General features: G+C 73.3%; 2 protein-coding genes. Both read left to right on the top strand.

The features are described from left to right. Window positions 1-631 precede the first annotated feature (631 nt). Window positions 632-15,484, top strand: a complete 14,853-nt coding sequence (locus tag ACFRCG_RS19110; protein ID WP_380032919.1) for an SDR family NAD(P)-dependent oxidoreductase — start codon at window positions 632-634, stop codon at window positions 15,482-15,484. Window positions 15,485-15,528: 44 nt separating this feature from the next. Continuing rightward, window positions 15,529-24,948 (top strand): type I polyketide synthase, encoded by a 9,420-nt coding sequence (locus ACFRCG_RS19105; RefSeq protein WP_380033028.1) that lies wholly within the window; start codon window positions 15,529-15,531, stop codon window positions 24,946-24,948. The last annotated feature ends 41 nt before the right edge of the window (window positions 24,949-24,989 follow it).

Here is a 24,989-nt window from a genome sequence, read left to right as displayed (position 1 = left end):
CGCCGCTCGCGCCGTGACGGGCGCCGGCCGGTGCCGGGCGATGAGGTGGTCGCCGGGGTGGTACTCCCGCGAACAGGGGCGGAGTGGACTCGGTGGGCGTGCTCGGCTGACGGTGACAACGCTCGATGGCCTCCATGTACCTTCCTTCACACCGGTGATGGGGACACGAAAACGTCGACGGGTGCCACGCGGTGGCACCGACGTCCCGGTCGCCGACCGCGCGACCGGCTGGGGACTCCCGCACCGGGATCCGCCGGGCTCGCAAAACGGTTGGCATCGGTCACGTTAACAGGGAAATCGGGACCGTTGGCGAATCCTCGACGCAAGCCTGACGGTGGCCCGAAACAGCCTCGGAAGCCCGCGAAGTCGACGCCCTCGCCGCCCTGATCGCCCAGTGCGGCGACCTTGTCGCCGGTATGCGGGTCGGCACGTTCCCATGCGCGTTTGTTGCCCGGCGGGGCGGGCGCCGGGGTGCGCAGGGGTTGGAAACAGGGGTGTTGCGGGCCATGGGGGCGATCGAAGACTTGGTCCACCGCGAGCCCGTGCGTCCGACGGGAACCGGCGTGTCCGCCCGGGTCGGCCGCCGGGCCCCGACAGCGGACCACCTCGGCCGAGAACCGAAAGGCTTGACATGGTACGTGCGGACCGCTCGGGCAACGACCCGTCCGCGAACCGGCATTCCGGTCCGCACCGGCACGAGCCGATCGCCGTCGTCGGCATGGCATGCCGACTGCCGGGCGTGCACGGTCCGGCGGACCTGTGGCGGTTGTTGCGGGCGGGCGTGGACACCATCGCACCGCCGCCCGCGGACCGTCCGGGCATCGGCGGGGTGTCGGGTCGCGGATCCTTCCTCGCCTCGATCGACCGCTTCGACCCGGCCTTCTTCGGCATCTCCGGGCGCGAGGCCGCCACGATGGACCCCCATCAGCGGCTGATGCTCGAACTGGGCTGGGAGGCACTGGAGGACGCGGGCATCATCGCCGACACCCTGGCCGGCACCCGCACCGGCGTGTTCGTCGCCGCCGGTTCCGACGACTACGCGCTGCTGCTCGGGGCCGAGGACCCGGACCTGGCCACCGCGCACGCCGTCACGGGTCAGCACCGCAGCATGGTCGCCAACCGCCTCTCCTACTTCCTGCGCGCCGGCGGCCCCAGTCTGACCGTGGACACCGGCCAGTCCTCGTCCCTGGTCGCCGTGCACACGGCCTGTGAAAGCCTGCGCTCCGGCGAATCCGAGACGGCCCTGGCCGGCGGGGTCAACCTGATCCTGACCGCACGATCCACCGACCGCCTGGAGCGTTTCGGCGCACTGTCCCCGGACGGCCGCTGCCACACCTTCGCCGCCGGGGCCAACGGCTACGTCCGCGGCGAGGGCGGCGCCGTCGTGGTGCTCAAGCCGCTGCGGCGCGCGCTCGCGGACGGCGACCGGATCCACTGCCTCGTGCGCGGCGGCGCCGTCAACAACGACGGGGGCGGCGAGACACTGACCGCGCCCGACGTGAGCGGGCAACGGGACGTGCTGCGCCGGGCGTACGAGCACGCGGACGTGGACCCGGCCCGGGTCGGCTACGTCGAGTTGCACGGAACCGGAACCAGGCTCGGCGACCCGGTCGAGGCCGCCGCGCTGGGCGCGGTGCTCGGGGCCGGGCGCGAGGCGGACCGGGCGCTGCCGGTGGGGTCGGTGAAGACCAATGTCGGCCACCTGGAGGCCGCGGCCGGGGTGATCGGGTTGGTGAAGGCGGCGCTGGTGATCTCCCACGGGGAGATTCCGGCGAGTTTGAACCACACGGAGCCGAATCCGGAGATCCCGTTCGCAAAGTTGGGGTTGACGGTGGCGACGGAGTCGACGCCATGGCCGGGGCCGGTGGACGCGGTGGATCCGGTGGAGTCGGCGGGGCTGCGGATCGCCGGGGTGAGTTCGTTCGGCATGGGCGGGACCAATTGCCATGTGGTGCTCTCCGGGGCGGAGTTCGCGCCCGAGAGCGGGTCGACGGTCGAGACCGGGCCGCACACGGTCGACGTCCGGCCCTCGGTCACCCCCGACGTCTCACCCCTGGTCGTCTCCGGCACAACCGACCAGGCCCTGCGTGCCCAGGCGGCCCGGCTTGCCCGCTTCGTCGGCGACCGGCCGGAACCGGGTCTACCCGACATCGCGCACTCGCTCCTGTCGACGCGGTCGACGTTCGACCACCGGGCTGTGGTGATCGCCGGCGGTCGGACCGACGCGGTCGCGGGTCTGCGGGCGCTCGCCGCCGGGGAGCCGGCGCCGGGCGTGGTGGCCGGGCGGGCCCGAACCGCCGGGCGCACGGTGCTGGTCTTCCCCGGCCAGGGCTCACAATGGCTCGGCATGGCCGTCGGACTCCTCGACTCCGCACCGGTGTTCGCCGCACGGATCGCGGACTGCGAGGCGGCGCTCGCGCCCTACCTCGACCGCTCGGTGGTGTCGACGCTGCGCTCGGCGTCCGCCGACTGGCTGGAGCGGGCCGACGTCGTACAACCCGTGCTCTGGGCGGTCATGGTCTCGCTCGCCGAACTGTGGGCCTCCTTCGGCGTACGACCCGCCGCCGTGCTCGGCCACTCCCAGGGCGAGATCGCCGCCGCGTGCGTCGCGGGCGCGCTCACCCTCGCCGACGGCGCGAAGGTCGTGGCGCTGCGCGGCCGTATCCTCCTCGACCTGTCCGGCCGCGGCGGCATGGTCTCGGTGGGCGTCTCGTCCGAGCGGATCACCGCACTGATCGCCCCCTTCGACGGACGCCTGTCGGTCGCGGCGGTCAACGGCCCGGCATCCGTCGTCGTCTCGGGCGAACCGGCCGCCCTCGACGAACTCCTCGTCGCCTGCGCGGCCGGGGGCATGCGGACCCGGCGGGTCCCGATCGACTACGCCTCGCACTCCACCCAGGTCACCGGCACCCGCGCGGCCATGCTCCGCGACCTTGCCGACATCCGGCCGCGCCCGTCCCGTATCCCGTTCTGTTCGTCGGTGACCGGTGTGCCGGTGGACACCACCACCCTCGACGCCGAGTACTGGTACGCCAACCTGCGCCGGACCGTGCGCTTCGAGCAGGCCGTCCGGACCCTCCTGGAGCGAGGACACGACGTCTTCATCGAAGTCGGCGCACACCCCGTGCTCACCACGAGCATCCTGGAGACGATCGAGGACGCCGGCGCGGAGGCTGCGGCGCTCGGCACGCTGCGCCGCGATCAGGGCGGCCCCGAGCGCTTTTGCACCGCGCTCGCGGAGGCGTACACCTGCGGCGTCGCGGTCGACTGGAACCCGCTCCGGGCCCCGGGAGCGCGTCGGGTCGATCTGCCCACGTATGCGTTCCAGCGCGAGCGCTTCAGGGTCGGCGGTACGGCCGACGCAGCCGCCGGGGTCCGTCGGCAGGCGCGGTCCGCGTGGGCCGATCGGGCGGCCGGGCTCGCCCGTGCGGAGCGGGAACAGACGGTATACGAACTGGTGTTCGCGCACAGTGCGATGCTGCTGGACCGGCCCGCGCTGAACGCGACCGACGGTGAGCAGACGTTCGAGGCCCTGGGTCTGGACTCTCCGGGCGCCGTCGAACTGCGCAACCGGATCAACACCGACACCGGGCTTCGGCTGCCCACAACGCTCGCCTACGACCACCCCACGCCGGCCGCTGTCGCGCGGCATCTGGCCGGCCTGCTCCTCGACACGACCCCCGACGACTCGGGCCCCGAGTTCGACGTGGTGGCGGAACAGCCGACCGACACCGACCCGATCGCCATCGTCGGTATGGCCTGCCGCCTGCCCGGCGGCATCGCCTCCCCGGAGGACCTGTGGCGACTGGTGGCCGCGGGCGGCGACGCCATCACGCCCTTCCCCGATGACCGGGGGTGGGACCCGGCGGCGCTCCACGACCCGGATTCCGGCCCGGACTCCGGCTTCGGGAGCACCGATTGCGTCCGGCATGGCGGCTTCCTCGCCGGCGCCGCCGACTTCGACGCGGACTTCTTCGGGATCTCGCCGCGCGAGGCGTCGGCGATGGATCCGCAGCAGCGGTTGTTGCTGGAGACCTCGTGGGAGGTCTTCGAACGGGCCGGCATCGACCCGGCCGCCTTGAAGGGCAGCCGGACCGGTGTGTTCGTCGGCGCGATGGGCCAGGACTACGGCGCCCGGCTCGACGCCGCCGTCGACGGCTCCGAGGGCTACCGGCTCACCGGAAGCGCCGCCGGGGTCCTGTCCGGACGGCTCGCCTACACGTTCGGCTTCGAGGGCCCGGCCGTCACGGTCGATACGGCGTGCTCGTCGTCGCTGGTCGGCCTGCACCTCGCGGCGCAGGCCCTGCGCGCCGGCGAGTGCTCGATGGCGTTGGCGGCCGGGGTGACGGTGATGTCGACCCCGGGCATGTTCGTCGAGTTCGGTCGACAGCGGGGGTTGGCGCCGGACGGCCGGTGCAAGGCGTTCTCGGCGGCGGCGGACGGCACCGGCTGGTCCGAGGGTGTCGGGGTGCTGCTCGTGGAGCGGTTGTCCGACGCGCGGCGGCACGGGCATCGGGTGCTGGCGACGGTGCGTGGTACGGCGATCAATCAGGACGGCGCGAGCAACGGCCTGACCGCGCCGAACGGTTCGTCCCAGCAGCGGGTCATCCGGCTCGCGTTGGCGAACGCCGGTCTGTCGGCGGGCGATGTCGACGCGGTCGAGGCGCACGGCACCGGTACCAGGCTCGGTGACCCGATCGAGGCGCAGGCGCTGATCGCCACCTACGGCCAGGGCCGGGACGGCCGACGGCCGCTGTACCTCGGGTCGTTGAAGTCGAACATCGGCCACGCGCAGGCAGCCGCGGGTGTGGCCGGGGTGATCAAGATGGTGATGGCGATGCGCGAGGGCGTACTGCCGCGGACCCTGCACGCCGACGAGCCGTCCCCACACGTCGACTGGTCGGCGGGCACGGTGGAGTTGCTGACCCGGGCACGGGAGTGGCCCGAGGCGGGCCGTCCGCGCCGGGCCGCGGTCTCGTCGTTCGGGATCAGCGGGACGAACGCGCACGTGATCGTCGAGCAGGCGGCCGAGACCGTGCGGGCGGCGCCCCGGTCCGATGCGCGTACGGGTGCGCCGCTCCCCTTCGTGGTGTCCGGGCAAGGCCGAGACGGTCTGCGGGCGCAGGCGGCCCGACTGGCGCGGTTCGTCGGGGACGAGCCCGAACTCGGGTTGTCCGACTTGGCGTCGGCGCTGACCGTGTCGCGGTCGTCGCTGGCGCGTCGCGGCGTCGTACTGGCCGCGGACCGGACCGAACTGGTCGCCGGGTTGGCGGCGTTGGGCGCGGAGGAGCCCCGACCGGGCGTCGTCTCGGGAGTGGCTCGCTCCTCGGGTCGGACGGTGTTTGTGTTTCCGGGGCAGGGGTCGCAGTGGGTGGGGATGGGTGCGGAGTTGCTGGATGGTTTTCCGGTGTTCGCCGGGCGGGTTGCGGAGTGTGAGGCGGCGCTTGCGCCGTTTGTGGATTGGTCGTTGGTGTCGGTTTTGCGGTCGGGGTCGGGGGTGTGGTTGGGGCGGGTGGATGTGGTGCAGCCGGTGTTGTGGGCGGTGATGGTTTCGCTTGCGGAGTTGTGGCGGTCGTTCGGTGTGGTGCCGGGTGCGGTGGTGGGTCATTCGCAGGGGGAGATCGCGGCGGCGTGTGTGGCGGGGGCGTTGTCGTTGGCGGATGGTGCGCGGGTGGTGGCGTTGCGGAGTCGGGCGCTTGGGGTGTTGGCGGGTTCCGGGGCGATGGTGTCGGTGTCGGCGTCGTATGGCGATGTGGTCGGGTTGTTGGGGCGGTTCGGGGGGCGGTTGTCGGTTGCGGCGGTGAACGGGCCGGTGTCGGTGACGGTGTCCGGTGATCCGGGTGCGGTGGACGAGTTGGTTGCGGTGTGTGGGGCGCGGGGTGTGTGGGTGCGTCGGGTGCCGGTGGATTATGCGTCGCATTCGGTGGGGGTGGAGTCGGTTCGGGAGCGGTTGTTGGGTGGGTTGGCGGGTGTGGTGCCGGTGGTGCCGTCGGTGCCGTTGTATTCGACGGTGACCGCGGAACGGTCGGGTGCGATGTTGCTCGATGCGGAGTATTGGTATGCGAATCTGCGGCGTACGGTGCGTTTCGAGGAGACGGTGCGGCTTTTGCTGGCTCGGGGGTTCGACGGGTTCGTCGAGGTGAGTGCCCATCCGGTGTTGACCGCGGCCGTCGAGGGCACGGTCGAGGCCGCGGGTGCCGAGGCGGTGGTGTTGGGGACGTTGCGGCGTGGTGAGGGTGGTCCGGGGCGTTTCACCACGGCACTCGCCGAGGCACACGTCAACGGCATCACCGTCGACTGGACACCTCTCACGGGCGAACACACCAGCAGCGACCTCGAATTGCCGACCTACGCCTTCCGCCGTCGACGGTATTGGTCGGCCCGTTCCGCGTCCCATGGTGACGCGCGCGGCCTCGGTCAGGCCCCGGCGCGCCATGCGCTGCTCGGGGCGGTGGTGCGGCTCGGGGACGGGCGGGGAGTCCTGTCGACGGGACGACTGTCGTTGTCCACGCACGCCTGGCTCGGGGACCACGTGGTCGGCGGGACGGTGCTGCTGCCGGGTACGGCGTTCGCGGAACTGGCGATCCGGGCCGGGGACGAGGTCGGCTGCGGCCGGCTCGTCGAACTCGCCCTGGAGGCCCCGCTGGTGCTCCCCGAGCACGGCTCGCTGGAGATCCAGGTCGTGGTCGGTGCGGCCGAGGCCGACGGGTCGCGTTCGGTCGCCGTGTACGCCCGCGGCGCGGACGAGCCGGCGGAGCCGGACTGGACCCGGCACGCTGTCGGGACACTCTCGGCCGCCACATCGGCGCAGGACGAGTCCCTCGCGTCGGAGACCTGGCCGCCGACCGGTGCGGAGCCGATGGATCTCGAAAGTTTCTACGCCGACCTGGAGCGCGGCGGCTATGCGTACGGGCCCACGTTCCGGGGCCTGCGGGCCGCATGGCGAGTGGGCGACGACACGTACGCGGAGGTGGCGCTGCCCGACGACGCGGCGGCGGATGCGGTTCGTTTCGGACTGCACCCGGCGCTGCTGGACGCCGCGTTGCACGCCGCACTGTCCCCGGGCGGCGAGCGGATGTTGTTGCCGTTTGTCTTCAAGGGGCTGACGCTGCACGCGAACGGCGCGTCCCACCTGCGGGTACGGCTGTCCCCCGCCGGGTCGGACGGCGTCCGGGTATCGCTGGCCGATGCGACCGGGGCCCCGGTGGCCGTGATCGAGGCGCTGACGCTGCGCCCCATCGCCCCCGACGTGCTCGGCGCGGCCCGGTCGATCGCGGAGCAGGAGCTGTACCGCGTCGAGTGGACTCCGATCGGTGCGGTCGATGTTCGCTTCGCCGGGGCGATCCGGGTGCTGGGCGTGGATGCGCCCGATCTGCGGGCGGTGGCGGCCGACGGCGTACCCGAGGTGGTCGTTGTGCCCTGTTTCGCCGACTCGGCAGCGGGCGGCGATCAAGCCGCCGCAGCCCACCGGGTGGCGGTACGGGTGTTGTCGGTGGTGCGGGAGTGGCTTGCCGACGAGCGGTTCGCCGGGGCGCGGTTGGTCGTGGTGACACGGGATGCGGTGGGTGTCTCGACGGGTGAGCACGCCTCGGCGCTGCCGGGACTCGCGGCGTCGGCGGTGTGGGGTCTGGTGCGGTCGGCGGCGACCGAACACCCCGATCGATTCGTCGTGGTGGACGTCGACGACGCGCAGTGGGCACCCGTCCTGCCGGACGTACTGGCTTCTGGGGAACGGGAGTTGGTGGTGCGCGGGGGTGTGGTTTCGGTGCCCCGACTGGTTCGGCACGCCGCTTCGCCCGTCGAGGCGCCGGGGCGTTTCGGGGATGGGGCGGTCCTGATCACCGGAGGCACCGGCCTGTTGGGTGGGCTGATGGCCCGCCGTCTCGTCTCGCGGCACGGGGTGCGCTATCTGGTGCTCCTCGGCCGCCGGGGTGAACAGGCTCCCGGGGTCCGCGAGTTGGCCGGGGACTTGGCGAAGCTGGGTGCGTCGGTGGTGGTCGAGGCCGGTGACGTGGCCGATCGGGACGTCTTGCGCGGGGTATTGGATCGCCTGCGGGTCCCGCTGACCGGTGTGGTGCATGCCGCCGGAGTGCTGGACGACGGTCTGGTCGCGGCCATGACCGACGACCGGCTGCACGCCGTGCTGCGCGCCAAGCTCGACGGCGCGGTCAACCTGCACGAACTGACCGCCGACCACCACCTCGCCGCCTTTGTGCTCTTCTCCTCGGTCTCCGGCATCCTGGGCGGTCCGGGACAGGGGAACTACGCGGCGGCGAACACCTACCTCGACGCACTCGCCCACGCCCGCCGCGCCGCCGGGCTCCCGGCCACCTCGCTCGCCTGGGGGATGTGGGGCGAGGCCGGCGGAATGACCGGCGGGATGAGTGACGCCGACCGGCAGCGTATGCGCGGGCTCGGCATCGGACCGCTCGACACGGAGCAGGGGCTGCGCCTGTTCGACGCCGCGCTCGGCTCGACCGAGGCCTTGCTGGTCCCGGCCGCGTTGGACCTGCCCGCGCTCCGTGCCCGCGCCGGGAGTGGCCCGTCGGCGGGCATGCTGCGCGGCTTCGTGCGCACACCGGCTCGCCCGGTCGCGGCCGGCGCGGGCGCGCTCCCGTCGGGGCCCGCCCTGACCCGGCGGCTCGGCGCGCTGTCGGAGGTCGAGCGGGAGCGGGCCCTCGCGGCGCTGATCCGCGAACACGTGGCGGCCGTACTCGGCCTCCCCACGGGCGCCGACATCGTCTTCACCGCGACCTTCAAGTCGCTCGGCTTCGACTCGCTGACCGCCCTCGACCTGCGCAACCGGCTCGACACGGCCACCGGCCTGCGCCTGCCCGCCACCCTCGTTTTCGACCACCCGACACCGGCGGCACTGCTGCGCGAGGTCCGCCGGGAACTCCTGGGCACCCGGGACGCTTCGCCCATCACCATGCCCGCCGCGCCGATGGACGACGACCCGATCGCCATCGTCGGGATGGCCTGCCGCTACCCCGGCGGGGTGGAGTCGCCCGAGGACCTGTGGCGCCTGGTCGCCGACGGCCGGGACGTCGTCTCGCCGTTCCCGTCGAACCGCGGCTGGGACCTGGACGGCCTGTACGACCCCGACCCGACGGCATCCGGGAAGAGCTATGCCCGCGAGGGCGGGTTCCTGCACGACGCCGGGCAGTTCGACGCCGGATTCTTCGACATATCGCCGCGCGAGGCCATGGCGATGGATCCGCAGCAGCGGCTGTTGCTGGAGACCTCGTGGCAGGTGCTGGAACGGGCCGGGATCGATCCCGGCACGTTGCGCGGCAGCCGAACCGGCGTGTTCGTCGGGGTGATGTACCACGACTACGCGTCGGGCATGCGGAAGGCGCCCGAGGGCGTGGACGGCTACCTGCTGCTCGGCAACTCCGGCAGCGTCGCGTCGGGACGGATCGCCTACACCTTCGGGTTCGAGGGTCCGGCGGTGACCGTGGATACCGCGTGCTCCTCGTCGTTGGTCGCGCTGCATCTGGCCGTTCAGGCCGTGCGCGGCGGCGAGTGTTCGATGGCGCTGGCCGGTGGGGTGACGGTGATGGCGACGCCGGAGGTCTTCGTCGAGTTCAGTCGGCAGCGGGGGTTGGCGCCGGACGGTCGCTGCAAGGCGTTCTCGGCGGCCGCGGACGGCGCGGGCTGGTCGGAGGGTGTCGGTGTGCTGTTGGTGGAGCGGTTGTCCGACGCGCGGCGGCACGGGCATCGGGTGTTGGCGACGGTGCGCGGTACGGCGATCAATCAGGACGGCGCGAGCAACGGGCTCACGGCGCCGAACGGTTCGTCGCAGCAGCGGGTCATCCGGCAGGCGCTGGCGAACGCGAGACTGTCCGGCGCCGACATCGACGCGGTCGAGGCACACGGCACCGGTACCACGCTCGGTGACCCGATCGAGGCACAGGCGCTGATCGCCACCTACGGCCGAGAGCGCAGCGCCGAACGGCCCTTGTACCTTGGGTCGTTGAAGTCGAACATCGGTCACGCCCAGGCCGCCGCCGGGGTGGGTGGCGTGATCAAGATGGTGATGGCGATGCGCGCGGGCGTGTTGCCTCGGACGCTGCACTGCGATGAGCCGTCCCCGCATGTCGACTGGTCGGCGGGTACGGTCGAACTGCTCACCGAGGCGCGCGAGTGGCCCGAGAACGGTCGTCCCCGCCGGGCCGGTGTCTCGTCGTTCGGCGCGAGCGGCACCAACGCCCATGTGCTTCTGGAGCACGAACCCGAACCGGCTCGCGTCGAGGACGGCGCGGAAGTCCCGGCCGGCGAACGGGTCCTGGCCTGGCACCTTTCGGCGAGGTCCGACGACGCGCTGCGTGCCCAGGCCGCGAAGTTGTCGGGCTATCTGGACGAGAACCCCGAACTCGACCTCGCCGCGGTCGCCTCGGTGCTGGCCGGCTCGCGTGCAGCGCTCGAAGAGCGCGCCGTGGTGATCGGTTCCACGCGTGCCGCACTGTCGGGTGGGCTGGACGCGCTGGCGGCGGGCGAGTTCGGGACCGGCGTCGTCCGGGGATCGGTGCTCGGGGCGGGGGACCTGGCTTTCCTGTTCGGCGGGCAGGGCGGTCAGCGCGTCGGCATGGGCCGTGAACTACACGCCGCCTTCCCGGTGTTCGCGCAGGCTTTCGACGCTGCGGTGTCCGAGCTGGATCGCCGACTGGCCGGGCATGTCGTGTATTCGGTGCGGGACGTGGTGTTCGGGGCGGAGGGCACTGCCGGGCTGCTGGACGAGACGGTGTTCACCCAGGCGGCGCTCTTCGCGATCGAGGTGGCGCTGTTCCGCCTGCTCGAATCGTTCGGTCTGCGGCCACGATTCCTGCTGGGTCATTCGATCGGGGAGTTGGCCGCCGCGCATGTCGCCGGCGTCTGGTCGCTCGCGGACGCCGCCGAGGTGGTCGCGGCGCGTGGGCGGTTGATGCAGGCGCTTCCGGCCGGGGGCGCGATGGTCGCGGTACAGGCCGGCGAGGACGAGGTGGCGGCGGCGCTGGCGGCGGCGGGTGTCGGTGACACGGCGGGCATCGCCGCGCTGAACGGTCCGACGTCGGTGGTGCTCTCCGGCGACGAGGAGCCGGTGCTTCGGGTGGCCGCCGAGTTCGCGGCACGCGGACGCAAGACCAGGCGACTGACGATCAGCCGCGCGTCCCACTCGCTGCGGATGGACGGGATGACGGCCCAATTCCGGGCTGTGCTGGAAGGGGTCACTTTCGGCCGACCCACACTGCCGATCGTCTCCACCCTGACCGGACGGCTCGCGAGTGCCGAGGACCTGATCGAACCGGACTACTGGGTACGGCAGGTGCGCGGCGCCGTGCGCTTCGCGGACGGTGCGCGGGAACTGCGTGCGGCGGGTGTGGGAACCTTCCTCGAACTGGGGCCGGACGCGGTGTTGACCGCCCTGGTGCAGGATTGTCTTGCCGAGCGGACCGACACCGAGGCGGACCCGCCCGATGTTGCCGCCGGCTTCGTACTGCGCCGAGACCGCCCGGAGCACGAAGGGTTGTTGACGGCACTCGCACTGGCCCATGTCCGCGGTCGCTCGATCGACTGGTCGGCGGTGCTCGCGCCGACCGTGCGCCGGCACCTCGACCTGCCCACCTATGCCTTCCGACGCCGGTCCTACTGGCTCGACGGCGGCGCGGGCGCACCGGTGGACGCCGCCGGGCTCGGACTGGTCGCGGCCGGGCACCCGTTGCTCGCGGCGACGGTACGCCTGGCCGGAGTCGACGCGATCGTACTGACCGGCCGAATCTCCCTCCGGGCCCAGCCGTGGTTGCGCGACCACGCCGTCGCGGGGACGGTGGTGTTGCCCGGAACCGCCTTTGCGGAACTGGCCGTCCAGGCGGGCGATCGGGTGGGCTGCGGACGTGTCGACGAACTGACGTTGCACACGCCGTTCGTGGTGCCCGAGCAGGGCGCGTGCGCCCTTCAGGTACGGGTGGAGCCGCCGGCCGCCGACGGACGCCGGGCCATCGCGGTGTACTCCCGGGACGAGGCTGTGGGCGAGGACGGCGAATGGACCCGCCACGCCGCCGGATTCCTGGCCGAGGAGGCCACCGAGGCGGCGTTCGACCTGGTGGCGTGGCCCCCCGCCGGTGCGCGACCGGTCGACCTCGACGGCTTCTACGCTCGTGCCGCCGACGCCGGATACGGCTACGGGCCCGCGTTCCGGGGCTTGCGGGCGCTGTACCGGGGTCGGGACGGCGAGATGTTCGCCGACGTGCGGTTGCCCAACGAACTCGACGGGAGCGCCGGTCGGTTCGCGGTGCACCCCGCGCTGCTCGACGCCGCGCTGCACGGCCTCGTCGGGGCCGAGGTGGACGCCGCCCCGGCGGGTACGATGCGGCTGCCGTTCGGGTGGCAGGGGCTTACGGTGCACGCGGTCGGGGCGTCGGCGCTGCGGATCCGATTGGCGCCGGTCGGCGGTGATCCCGACCGGATCGTGGTGCAGGCCGCCGACGGCACCGGGCGACCGGTGCTCACGGCTGAGGCCCTCGAACTGCGCGCCGTCGACCGGGCGCGGCTGGGCGCCGGGTCGGCGGCCGCGGATTCCCTGTACTCGGTGGTCTGGAGTCCCCTCGACCCGCCCGCTCCGGACGGCGTCGGGCCGGATCCGCGGCCGGACCTGACCATCCACGCCTGTGCCCCGATCCCGGCGGCGGTCGCCGATCTCGCCTCGGCGGTCGAGGCGGCGGCCGTCCGCGTGCTCACGGAGATGCGGGATTGGCTGACCACCGCATCGGACACGTCGTGCTTCGTGGTGGTCACGCGTGGGGCGGTGGCGGTGGCATCCGGTGACCCGGTGTCGGACCTCGTACACGCTCCCGCGTGGGGGTTGGTGCGGTCGGCGCAGCACGAACACCCGGGTCGGTTCCTGGTGATCGACCTCGACCCGGATGCCGACGACGACGCGGCGGACCCCGTCGAGGTGGCGCGCACGGCACTGGCGGCGCGGGAGACCCAGGTCGCCGTGCGGTCGGGCGCCGTGCTCGCGCCGAGGCTGGTTCGCGCGGATGGGGACGGAACGCTGACACCGCCGGTGGACGCGTGGCGACTGGATGCGATCTCGCGCAGGACGTTGGGAGATCTGACGCCGGTGCCGGCGCCGGAGGCCCTGGAGCCCTTGGGGTCCGGGCAGTTGCGGATCGCGGTGCGGGCGGCGGGGCTGAACTTCCGTGATGTGCTGATCGCCCTGGGCGTGTACCCGGGAGCCGGTGCGTCGATGGGCGGCGAGAGCGCGGGCGTGGTGACCGAGGTGGGTCCTGGCGTGTCCGAATTCGTGGTCGGGGACCGGGTGTTCGGGATGTTCCCAAAGGCGTTGGGGTCGCACGCCGTTGCCGATCACCGGACCGTTGCCCGGATTCCGGCGGAGTGGTCCTGGGAGCGGGCGGCGTCGGTGCCGGTGGTGTTCCTGACGGCGTATCACGGGCTGTCCGCGCTCGGTCGGCTGCGGGCGGGTGAGTCGGTGTTGATCCATGCGGGGACCGGTGGGGTGGGGATGGCGGCGGTGCAGGTCGCCCGGCATCTGGGTGCCGAGGTGTTCGCGACGGCGAGTCGTGGCAAGTGGGATGTGCTGCGGTCGTTGGGTTTGGACGACGCGCATATCGGTGATTCGCGGACGCTCGATTTCGCGACGCGTTTCCGGGCCGCGACGAACGGTCGGGGCGTGGACGTGGTGTTGAACTCGCTGGCGGGCGAGTTCGTGGACGCCTCGCTGGGACTGCTCCGCGACGGTGGCAGGTTCGTGGAGATGGGCAAGACCGACATCCGGGACGCGGACACCGTGGAGTCCGCGTTTCCGGGAGTCGTGTATCGGGCGTTCGACCTGTTGGAGGCGGGACCGGAGCGGATCGCGGTACTGCTCCGCGAACTGTCGGCGCTGTTCGCGTCGGGTGTGTTGACGCCGGTGCCGGTGCGATCCGTGGATGTGCGGCGGGCGCCCGAGGTCTTTCGGTTCATGGCGCAGGCGCGGCATACGGGCAAGTTGGTGTTTCGGATGCCGGTGCCGCTCGATCCGGACGGGACGGTGTTGATCACCGGCGGTACGGGCACGCTGGGGGCTCTGGTGGCCCGGCACCTTGTCGCCGAACACGGTGTGCGCGGTCTGGTGTTGCTCAGCCGCCGGGGCATGGCCGCCCCGGGTGCGGCGGAGCTGGTGTCCGAACTCGCCGGTCTCGGGGCGCGGGTGGTCGTCGAGGAGTGCGACGCGGCCGACCGCGAAGCGCTCGCGCGGGTTCTGGCGCGCATCCCGGATTCCGCGCCGCTGACCGGGGTCGTCCACGCCGCCGGAGTCCTGGCCGACGCACCGGTCGAGTCGATGACGCCCGAACATGTGGAGCGGGTGTTGCGAGCGAAGGTCGACGGTGCGATCAACCTGCACGAGCTGACCGCCGGCCACGACCTCGCCGCCTTCGTGTTCTTCTCCTCGATCGCCGGCGTCCTGGGCGGCCCGGCGCAGGCCAACTACGCCGCCGCCAACACCTTCCTGGACGCGCTCGCCGCCCGCAGACAGGCCGCCGGTCTTCCCGCCACCTCCGTGGCGTGGGGACTGTGGGGCGCGGCGAGTGGCATGACCGGACACCTCGGCCGGCCGGACCTCGCCCGGATGCGCCGCTCCGGCATCGTCGCCATGACCGCCGAACAGGGCCTCGCGCTGCTGGACGCGGCCCTGAGGACGGCGCAGGCGAACCCGGCCGCCGTCCGGTTCGATCTCGGCGCGCTGCGTGCGGCGGCCGAGCAGGGTGTCCTGGCCGCACCCCTGCGCGGCCTGGTGCGTGCCCCGCTGCGGCGGGCCGTCGCCGCCGAGGCCCACGCGGAACCGGCGCTCGCCGAGCAGTTGTCGGGACGGTCCCGGGCGGAGCGGGAGCGCATCCTGATCGACCTCGTCCGTCGGCACAGCGCCCTCGTCCTGGGGCACGCTGCGACGGACGCGATCTCCTCCGAACGCGGCTTCCTGGAATCCGGATTCGACTCGCTGACCGTGGTCGAACTGCGCAACCGGCTCGGCGTCGCCACCGGATTGCGCCTGCCCACGACGGTGACCTTCGACTGTCCGACCCCGAAGGCACTCGCCCGGTTCCTGGACGAAGGGCTGGACCCCGCACAGGAGTCCGCGCCGGCGCCGCTGCTCGGGGAACTGGACCGGCTCGAGGCGGCGTTCGCCGACTCGCCCCCGGGCGCGCCCGACGAGCGGGAGGCGGTGCTGCGCCGCCTTCGCGAACTGGTGTGGCGATTCGAGGAGACGCCGAACGGGACGGCATCCGTCGTCGCTCCCGGCGACCAGGGATCGGACGGCTTCGACGACGTGACCGATGACGAGATGTTCACCCTGCTCGACGAGGAGTTGGGCCTCGACCGATCCGGCGAACCACCGGTCCCGTGGGCCGCCGACCCGCCGAACCGGTCAGCGCCCGACCCGCCGGACCCCTCGGCCGCCGATCGATCCGGACCCCCGACTTCTGGAGAGCGTGGCCGATGAGCGCCGGTGACACCGAGGACAAACTTCGCGACTACCTCAAGCGGGTGGCCGAGGAACTGCGGCAGACCAAAAGGCGGTTGGTCGCCGTGGAGGCGCGCGGCCGGGAGCCGATCGCCATCGTCGCCATGTCGTGCCGCTTCGCCGGCGGGATCCGCTCGCCCGAGGACCTGTGGCGGCTGGTCGCGACCGGCGCCGACGTGCTCTCCGACTTTCCGACCGACCGGGGCTGGGACGTCGACGGCATCCACGACCCGGACCCGGCCGCGTCCGGCAAGACCTATGTGCGCCGGGGCGGCTTCGTGTCCGACGTGGGCGACTTCGACGCGGAGTTCTTCGGCATCTCGCCGCGCGAGGCGCTGGCGATGGACCCCCAGCAGCGGTTGTTGCTGGAGACGTCGTGGGAGGCGTTCGAGCGAGCCGGGATCGATCCGGTGGAGCTGAGGGGCAGCCGCACCGGTGTCTTCGTCGGGGCCGGCGCGTTTCGCTACATCGAGCATCCGGACGACGTGCCGCGGAGCGTCGAGGGCTACGTCCTGACCGGAAACGTGGCCAGTGTGCTGTCCGGCCGGCTGTCCTACACGTACGGGTTCGAGGGCCCGGCGGTGACCGTGGACACGGCCTGCTCGTCCTCGCTGGTCGCGCTGCACCTGGCCGCGCAGGCCCTTCGGCAGGACGAGTGCTCCCTCGCCCTGGCCGGAGGGGTCACGGTGCTCTCGGATCCGTCCCTGTTCGTCGAGTTCAGCCGGCAACGCGGCCTCGCGCCGGACGGCCGCTGCAAGGCGTTCGCCGCGGCCGCCGACGGTACCGGCTGGTCGGAGGGCGTGGGCCTGCTGCTGCTCGAACGGTTGACCGACGCGCGTCGCAACGGCCACCAGGTGCTCGCCGTACTGCGCGGCAGCGCGGTCAACCAGGACGGCGGCAGCAGTGGGCTGACCGCACCCAGCGGGCCCGCGCAGCAGCGGGTGATCCGACAGGCGCTGGAGAACGCCCGCCTGACGGCCGATCAGGTCGACGCGGTGGAGGCGCACGGCACCGGCACAACACTCGGCGACCCGATCGAGGCGCGGGCGCTCCTGGCCACGTACGGACGCGACCGGGACCCGGAACGGCCGCTGTGGCTGGGCGCGCTGAAGTCCAACCTCGGCCACTCGGCCGCCGCTTCGGGGGTGGCGGGGGTGATCAAGATGGTGCAGGCGATGCGCCGGGGCGTGTTGCCGAAGACACTGCACGTGGATGCGCCGACCCCCCACGTGGATTGGTCGGCGGGCGCGGTGGAGCTGTTGACCGAGGCGCGACCGTGGCCGGAGACGGGCCGGCCGCGTCGGGCCGCCGTGTCGTCGTTCGGGATCAGCGGGACGAACGCGCACGTGGTCATCGAGGAGGGCGAGGAGGCGGCTCCCGATGCCGACGCCGAGGACGGCGGCGCATCGGCGACGGCGGCAGGGCCCGCGTACGAGCACATCCCCTGGCTCGTCTCCGCCCGCTCCGAAGCCGGACTGCGCGCGCAGGCACGGCGCTTGCTGGACCACATCGAGACGCACCCCGACCTCACCCCGCTCGACCTCGCCCACTCGCTGGCCGCGACTCGTTCGGCACTGGATGTGCGCGGTGCGGTCCTCGGTGCCGATCGTGCGGAACTCCTCGCGGGGTTGGGCTCCTTGGCGGACGGAGTGCCGGGGCCCGGCGTGGTGACGGGGGCGGCCCGCGCGGACGGTCGAGTGGCGTTCCTTTTCAGTGGACAGGGCAGTCAGCGGGTCGGGATGGGGCGTGAACTGCACGCCGTCCATCCGGTGTTCGCGGCGGCCTTCGACGAGGTCGTGTCCGCGTTGGACGACCGGTTGGCCGGGCACGTGGCGCATTCGGTGCGGGACGTCGTCTTCGGAGCGGAGGGCACCGAGGGGCTTCTCGACGAGACGGTGTTCACGCAGGCGGGGTTGTTCGCCGTCGAGGTGGCGCTGTTCCGACTCGTCGAATCGTTCGGCGTGCGACCCGACTTCCTGCTGGGCCATTCGATCGGGGAGCTGGCCGCCGCACACGTCGCCGGTGTGTGGTCCCTTGCCGATGCGGCGGTGATCGTGGCGGCGCGTGGGCGGTTGATGCAGGCGCTGCCGGCCGGTGGCGCGATGGTCGCGGTGCAGGCCGGCGAGGCGGAGGTGCGCATCGCCCTGAAGGGGCTGGATTCGGCGGGCCTGGCCGCGGTCAACGGGCCGACGTCCGTGGTGGTTTCGGGGGACGAGGACGCCGTACTGGCGGTGGCCGCGCGCTTCGCGGAGCAGGGTCGGCGGACCCGGAGGCTGCGGGTCGGCCACGCGTTCCACTCGGCGCGGATGAAGTCGATGCAGGTCGAGTTCCGGGCGGTGCTGGAGGGCGTGTCGTACGGGACGGCGCGGTTCCCGGTGGTCTCGAATGTCACGGGCCGAATCGCCGAGGACGCCGAACTGGTCGACCCCGGCTACTGGGTGCGCCAAGTGCGCGAACCGGTCCGCTTCGCCGACGGCATCGGCACGCTCGTCGCGGAGGGCACCACGGCCTTCGCGGAGATCGGCCCGGACGCGGTGGGAGCCGCGATGGCGCGGGAGAACATCGACTCGCGGACCGGACCCACCGTCGTACCGTTCCTGCGTCGGGACCACCCCGAGACACGGACCACGAGCACCGCACTGGCCGGCCTGCACGTCGCCGGAATCCGCGTGGACTGGTCCGGTGTCCTGGCCGGGCGCGGCGGCAGGCGCGTGGAGTTGCCGACGTACGCCTTCCAGCGGCGGCGCTACTGGCTCGCCACGCGACGCCGTGACGCAGGCGCCGTTCCGGTCGCCGCGGGTCGGGACGCGGACGGCGCCGATCCGGGAGCCGGTCTGCGCTACACGATTCGGTGGCAGTCGGTCGCCGAACCGTGCGATGTCCGGTTGTCCGGAACCTGGCTGGTGATCTCGTCCGACCCGGACGACGCCGCTCTCGGCGCGGCGGGTGGGCGGGCGCTCGAAGCCCGCGGCGCGCACGTCGCACACCTCGGGGTCGAGCCGGGCGCGGCGAACCGTGCCGCGCTGGCCGAACGGCTTCGGGCGTACCCCGACATCACCGGTGTCGTCTCGCTCCTGGGGCGCGCGACGGCGCCCGACCCGGTCGCCCCCGGGCTCACCGCCGGGCTCGCCGGCACGCTTGCCCTCGTTCAGGCGCTGTGCGATCTCGGGCTCGACGGCCGGGTACGGGTGTGGAGTCTGACCCAGGGCGCGGTGGGTACGGACGCCTCGGACGTGCTCCGGCACGTCGAACAGGCCCAGGTCTGGGGCCTGGGCCGCACCGTCGCGCTGGAACACCCCACGCTGTGGGGCGGCCTGATCGACCTGCCCGCCATGCCCGACGAGCCAGTTTGGTCCCGGGTTGCCGCGATGATCGCCGACGGCGCCGAGGATCAGGTCGCCGTGCGTACGACCGGGGTGTGGGTACGGCGATTGTCCGCCGGGACGCCGTCGAAGCACTCCGCCGACTGGCGGCCCACGGGCCGGATCCTGATCACCGGCGGCACCGGCGGCCTGGGTGCCCGAGTGGCCCGCTGGGCGGCGGAACGCGGAGCGCACGACCTGGTGTTGGTCAGCCGGGGCGGCACGGACGCGCCGGGCGCGGACGAACTCGTCGCCGACCTGACCGAGTTCGGCGCCCGCACGACCGTCGTCTCCTGCGACCTCGCCGATCGGGCCGCCGTGGCCCGGCTCGTCGCCGAAGTGGAAGCCGACGGCGGCCCGATCGAGGCCGTCGTACACGCCGCCGGCATCGCCCGCGACCGTGCCCTGCTCGACACCGACCCCCGAACCTGTGCGGACGTGCTCGCGGGCAAGGCGGTCGGTGCCGCGAATCTCGACGCGGTGTTCGGCGAACGCCCCCTGCGGGCCTTCGTGTTGTTCTCCTCCATCGCCGGCGTGTGGGGCAGCGGCGCGCAGGGCGCGTACGCCGCGGCGAACGCCGCCCTCGACGCGCTGGCCGAGCAGCGCCACGCGCGCGGACTCGCCGCGACCTCGATCGCGTGGGGACCATGGGCCGGCGACGGCATGGTCGCCACGGAACGCGACATGGTGTGGGTGGCCCGGCGCGGCCTGCGCCTGCTCGACCCGGACACCGCCCTGGCCGCCCTCGCCCACGCGGTCGGCGGCCCCGAGCCCACGGTGAGCGTCGCGGACGTCGACCGGCAACGATTCACCGCCACCTTCACCGCACCGCGCCACAGCCCGCTGTGGAGCGAACTCGTGCCGGACGCCGAGGAATCGGCATCGCCGGAGGGCGCCGCGGCCGCCGAACTCGGCCGCCGGCTCGCCGCCTCCCCGCCCGCCGGCCGACCGGCGCTCGCACTCGACGCGGTCCGCGTTGAGGTCGCACGCGTACTCGGCCATGTCGCACTGCGGGCGATCAACCCCGACCGGGCCTTCCGCGACCTCGGCTTCGACTCGCTCACCGCCGTCGAACTGCGTGACCGGCTCGCCACCCTGACCGGCCTTCCCCTGCCCGTCTCCGCCGTCTTCGACCACCCCTCGGCGACCGCGCTGGCCGGATACCTGTGCGCCGAACTCGACGGCGGGCAGCGGCGGACGAGCCTGCCGGCCCCGCCCGTCGCGCGGGCCTCGGCGGACGAACCGATCGCGATCGTCGGCATGGCCTGCCGCTTCCCCGGCGGAATCGGCTCGCCCGAGGACCTGTGGCGGCTGGTCGCCGACGGCGGCGATGCCATCGGACCCTTCCCGGACGATCGCGGCTGGGATGTGGAAAGCCTGTATCACCCGGACCCCGACCACCCCGGAACCTCCTACGCCCGACACGGTGGATTCCTGCCCGGCGCCGCCGAGTTCGACCCCGGCTTCTTCGGGATCTCGCCCCGCGAGGCGCTGGCGATGGACCCCCAGCAGCGGCTGCTCCTGGAGACGTCGTGGGAGGCGTTCGAACGGGCCGGGCTCGATGCGTCGGCGCTCCGGGGAAGCCCCACCGGGGTGTTCGTGGGCGGCACGCCGTCCGGGTACGGAATCGGCGCGCGCGACACGGAGGGCTACGCGCTCACCGGCGGCGCGGGCAGTGTGCTGTCCGGTCGACTGGCCTACACCTTCGGCCTCGAAGGCCCGGCGGTGACCGTGGACACCGCGTGTTCGTCCTCGCTGGTGGCGCTGCACCTGGCCGTGCAGGCTTTGCGACGCGGCGAATGCGCGACGGCCCTGGCCGGCGGTGTCACGGTGCTGGCCGATCCCACGGGCTTCGTCGAGTTCAGCCGGCAACGCGGCTTGGCCCGGGACGGCCGCTGCAAGTCGTTCGCGGCGGCGGCCGACGGCACCGGCTGGTCCGAGGGGGTCGGTGTGGTCCTGCTCGAACGGCTCTCCGACGCCCGGCGGCACGGCCGGCGGGTCTGGGCGCTCGTGCGCGGCAGTGCCGTCAACCAGGACGGTGCCAGCAACGGGCTGAGCGCGCCGAACGGTCGGGCGCAGCAGCGGGTGATCCGACTCGCCTTGGCGGACGCCGAGTTGACGGGCGATCAGGTGGACGCGGTGGAGGCACACGGGACCGGTACCACGCTGGGCGACCCGATCGAGGCGCAGGCGCTGCTGGCCACCTACGGCCACGACCGGCCCGCCGACCGACCGCTGTGGCTCGGCTCGGTGAAGTCGAACCTCGGCCATGCGGCGGCGGCCGCCGGTATGGCGGGCCTGCTCAAGACGGTGATGGCGCTGCGGCACGGCGTACTGCCCAGGACGCTGCACGTGGACGCGCCGACGCCGCACGTCGACTGGTCGGCCGGCGCGGTCGCGCTGCTCACCGACAGTGTGCCCTGGCCAAAGTACGATCGGCCCCGCCGGGCCGGTGTCTCCTCGTTCGGGATCAGCGGCACCAACGCGCACGTGATCGTGGAGCAGGCGCCGCCCACGCCCGCCCCCGCCGGAGAGCCGGTCGAAGCCGACGGCCACGCCGCGCCGCTGCCGTACCTGCTCTCCGCCGCCACCGAACGCGAACTCCGCACGGTCGCGGATCGACTGCGCGCCCATCTCGCGCGGCACCCCGAACTCGCTTTGGCCGAAATCGCGTTCTCCCTGGCTGGCACCCGCACCCGGCTCGCCCGTCGCGCGGTCGTGGTGGCCCGGAACCGGGACGGCCTCCGGCGCGGGCTGGACGGGCTCGCCTCGGGCGAAGCGGCGGCGGGTGTCGTCGAAGGCAGCGGGCCGGCTCGCGACCGGGTCGTGTTCGTCTTCCCCGGCCAGGGCTCGCAGTGGCCCCGGATGGCCGCCGAACTGCTGCACCAGTCACCGGTGTTCGCCGAGCACATCGAGCGCTGCGCGGCGGCGCTGGCCCCGTACGTCGACTGGTCGCTCATCGAGGTGCTGCGCGATCCGGAGGGCGCCGGCCTGGAGCGGGTGGACGTGGTGCAGCCCGCGTTGTGGGCGGTGATGGTCTCGCTCGCCGAACTCTGGCGCGCCCACGGGGTACGACCCGCCGCCGTGGTCGGGCACTCCCAGGGCGAGATCGCGGCGGCTTGCGTCGCCGGCGCGCTGACCCTGGCGGACGGCGCGCGGATCGTCGCGCTGCGTGGCAGGGCACTACTCGACCTGGCCGAGCGCGGCCTGATGGCGTCGGTCGCCATGTCGGAGGCCGAAGTGGTGGCGCGCATCGCGGAGTCCGACGACCGGTTGGCGCTCGCGGCGGTCAACGGCCCCGGCCAGGTGGTCGTCTCGGGCGAGCCGGCGGCGGTGCGGGAACTGGTCGAGGCGGCGGAGCGCGGGCGGATCCTGCCGGTGAACTACGCCTCGCACTCGGCCCGCGTCGAGGAGATCCGCGATCGGCTGCTCGGCGACCTGGCCGGGATCGAACCGGTCGCCGCGACGGTGCCGTTCCACTCCACGGTGACGGGCGGGCCGCTGGACACCACGCGGTTGGCCGCCGACTACTGGTACGACAACCTGCGGCACACCGTGCGGTTCGAGCAGACCGTACGCGGGCTGCTGGCGCAGGGCTACGACACGTTCGTCGACGTGGGTCCGCACCCGACCCTGCTCACCCCGATCCAGGAGACGGCGGCGGCCGTCGGCACCGAGGTGGCGACCGTCGGGACCCTGCGTCGCGAGCAGGGCGACCTCGAACGGTTCCTGCTCTCCGTCGGCGAGGCGAGCGTCCTGGGCGTCTCACCCGACTGGGGCGCGGTGTTCGCCGGCCGCCGCGCCGAGGCCGTCGACCTGCCGACGTATCCCTTCCACCGGCAGCGCTACTGGCTCGACCGGGCGCACGCCGCGGCCGAAGCGAGCAGTGACCCGGCCGAGACGCGTTTTTGGGAGCTGATCGAGGCCGACGATTCGCGGGCCCTCGCCGACCTGCTCGACACCCCCGACGCGCGGCCGTGGCACGCGGCGTTGCCCGCGTTGCGGACCTGGCGCCGCCGGGCCCGCGAGCAGCGCACCGCCGACGAGTGGCGCTACCGCGCCATCTGGCGGCCCGCCGACGACCTGCCCGCCGACCCCGCCACGCCCACCACGTGGCTGGCGGTCGTACCGGCCGCCGACGAGGAAAGCGGCGCATGGGCGGCGGCGCTCGCCGAGCGAGGCACCACCGTCGCCACCCTCGTCGTCGACCCCACCCTGCCCACCACCGGGGCCGAACTGGCCCGCGCCCTCGAAACGGCGCTTCCCGACGGCGCGGGACCGCTCGGGATCCTGTCCCTCCCCGGCCGCGCCCCGGCCGGTCTCGCCGACACGCTGCTCCTGATCCAGGCCGCCGCCGCCCGCACCGCCGACACCCGGCTGTGGTGCCTGACGCGCGGCGGCGTCGAGGTCGACGGCGACCCGGCGCCCCCGGACCCGGAACAGGCCCGGATCTGGGGTCTGGGCCGGGTCGCCGCCCTCGAACTGCCGGACCGCTGGGGCGGCCTGATCGATCTGCCGGCGCACCCGAAACCGGACGCCGTCGAACGGGTGTGGCGGGCACTGGGCAACGCGGCCCACGAGGACCAGCTCGCCGTCCGACCGACCGGGACCTTCGTCCGTCGCATGGTGCCCGCGCCGGTGGCCGGCGCCGCAGCGGTACGGGACTGGCGGCCGTCCGGCACCGTGCTGATCACCGGCGACATCGGCGGCACGGGCGCGCCGGCGGTCCGGCTCGCCCGCCGACTGGCCGAGCGCGGCGCGGAACACGTCGTGCTGGTCGGGCGGATCGACCCCGACGCCGCCGCCCGCCTCGAAGTCGACCTCACCGCGACGGGCACCGGGCTCACCACCGCCGCGTGCGATCTGAGCGACCGGCGCGAGGTGGCCGACCTGATCGAGCGCCTCACCGCGGCGGGCCGCACGATCACCGACCTGATGCACACCGCCGGCCACCCGGACCTGGCCGCCCTGCTCGATACCGACCCCGCCGCCGTCGCCGACGTACTCGCCGCCAAGGTGGACAGCGCCCGCGTCCTCGACGAACTCCTCGACCCGGACGAGCTGCGCACCATCGTGTACTTCTCCTCGGTGGCCGCCTTCTGGGGCAGCGGCGAACACGGCGCCTACGCCGCCGCCAACGCACACCTGGACGCCCTCGCCCGACAACACCGCGCGCGGGGCAGGCACGCCCTGTCCGTGGCCTGGTCGGTCTGGGATCCGACGACGGAGCCGGACCCGCCGGGCCGCCCCGCAACGGAACAGGGCGCGGTCGACCCCGAGTTCGCCCGCGCACTACGCCGCATCAGTCTCGGCGGCCTGCGTGCGCTCGACCCCGAAGCGGCCCTGACGGCACTGCAACGGGCCCTCGACCACGACGACACCTGCGTGACCGTCGCCGACGTCGACTGGCCGGTCTTTACCCGCGCCTTCACCGCCCGCCGACCCAGCCGCCTGATCGACACCCTCCCCGAGGCCCACATCACCCCGGCCGCGACCGGGGAGCAGGCGCACGCGGCCGACGAATTCCGCCGCGAGATGGTCGAGCTGCCCGCCGCCGACCGCCCCCATCGCCTCATGGAGTTGGTCCGCACACATACCGCCGCGGCCCTCGGCCACGACTCCGTCGAGGACATCCGACCCGAACGCGCCTTCGCCGAACTCGGCTTCGAGTCCGTCACCGCCGTGGACCTGCGCAACCGGCTGAACCGGCGCACCGGCCTCGACCTGCCGGCCACCGTCCTGTTCGACCACCCGACCCCGCTCGCCCTGGTCGAGCTGCTGACCGCCGAACTCCTGCCGGACACTCCCGTGAACGCCGCCCACGTCCACGCCGATCTCGACCGCCTCACCGCCGATTTGGCCTCGGCCGCCGTCGGGGATACGGACCGGGCCGGCATCACCCGGCGACTGCGGGCACTGCTCGCCGACTGGAACGGCACGGCAACGGCAGGCGCCACCACCGAACCCTCGACCGACCCGCCGAGCGTCGCCGCCGAACTCGAAGCGGCCTCGGACGACGAGATGTTGGCGTTCATCGACCGCCGCCTCGGCCGAGGCACCCCGGCCGGGGGTACGCCATGACCCGCCCCGCCCGCACGCACACCGCGACCCCAGCACCGGAG

The organism is Embleya sp. NPDC056575 (genome assembly GCF_042793325.1).
In the GTDB taxonomy this organism is placed as follows: domain Bacteria; phylum Actinomycetota; class Actinomycetes; order Streptomycetales; family Streptomycetaceae; genus Embleya.
The sequence above is the reverse complement of the archived record's forward strand: the minus strand, read 5'-3'. Positions and strand labels throughout refer to the sequence as shown.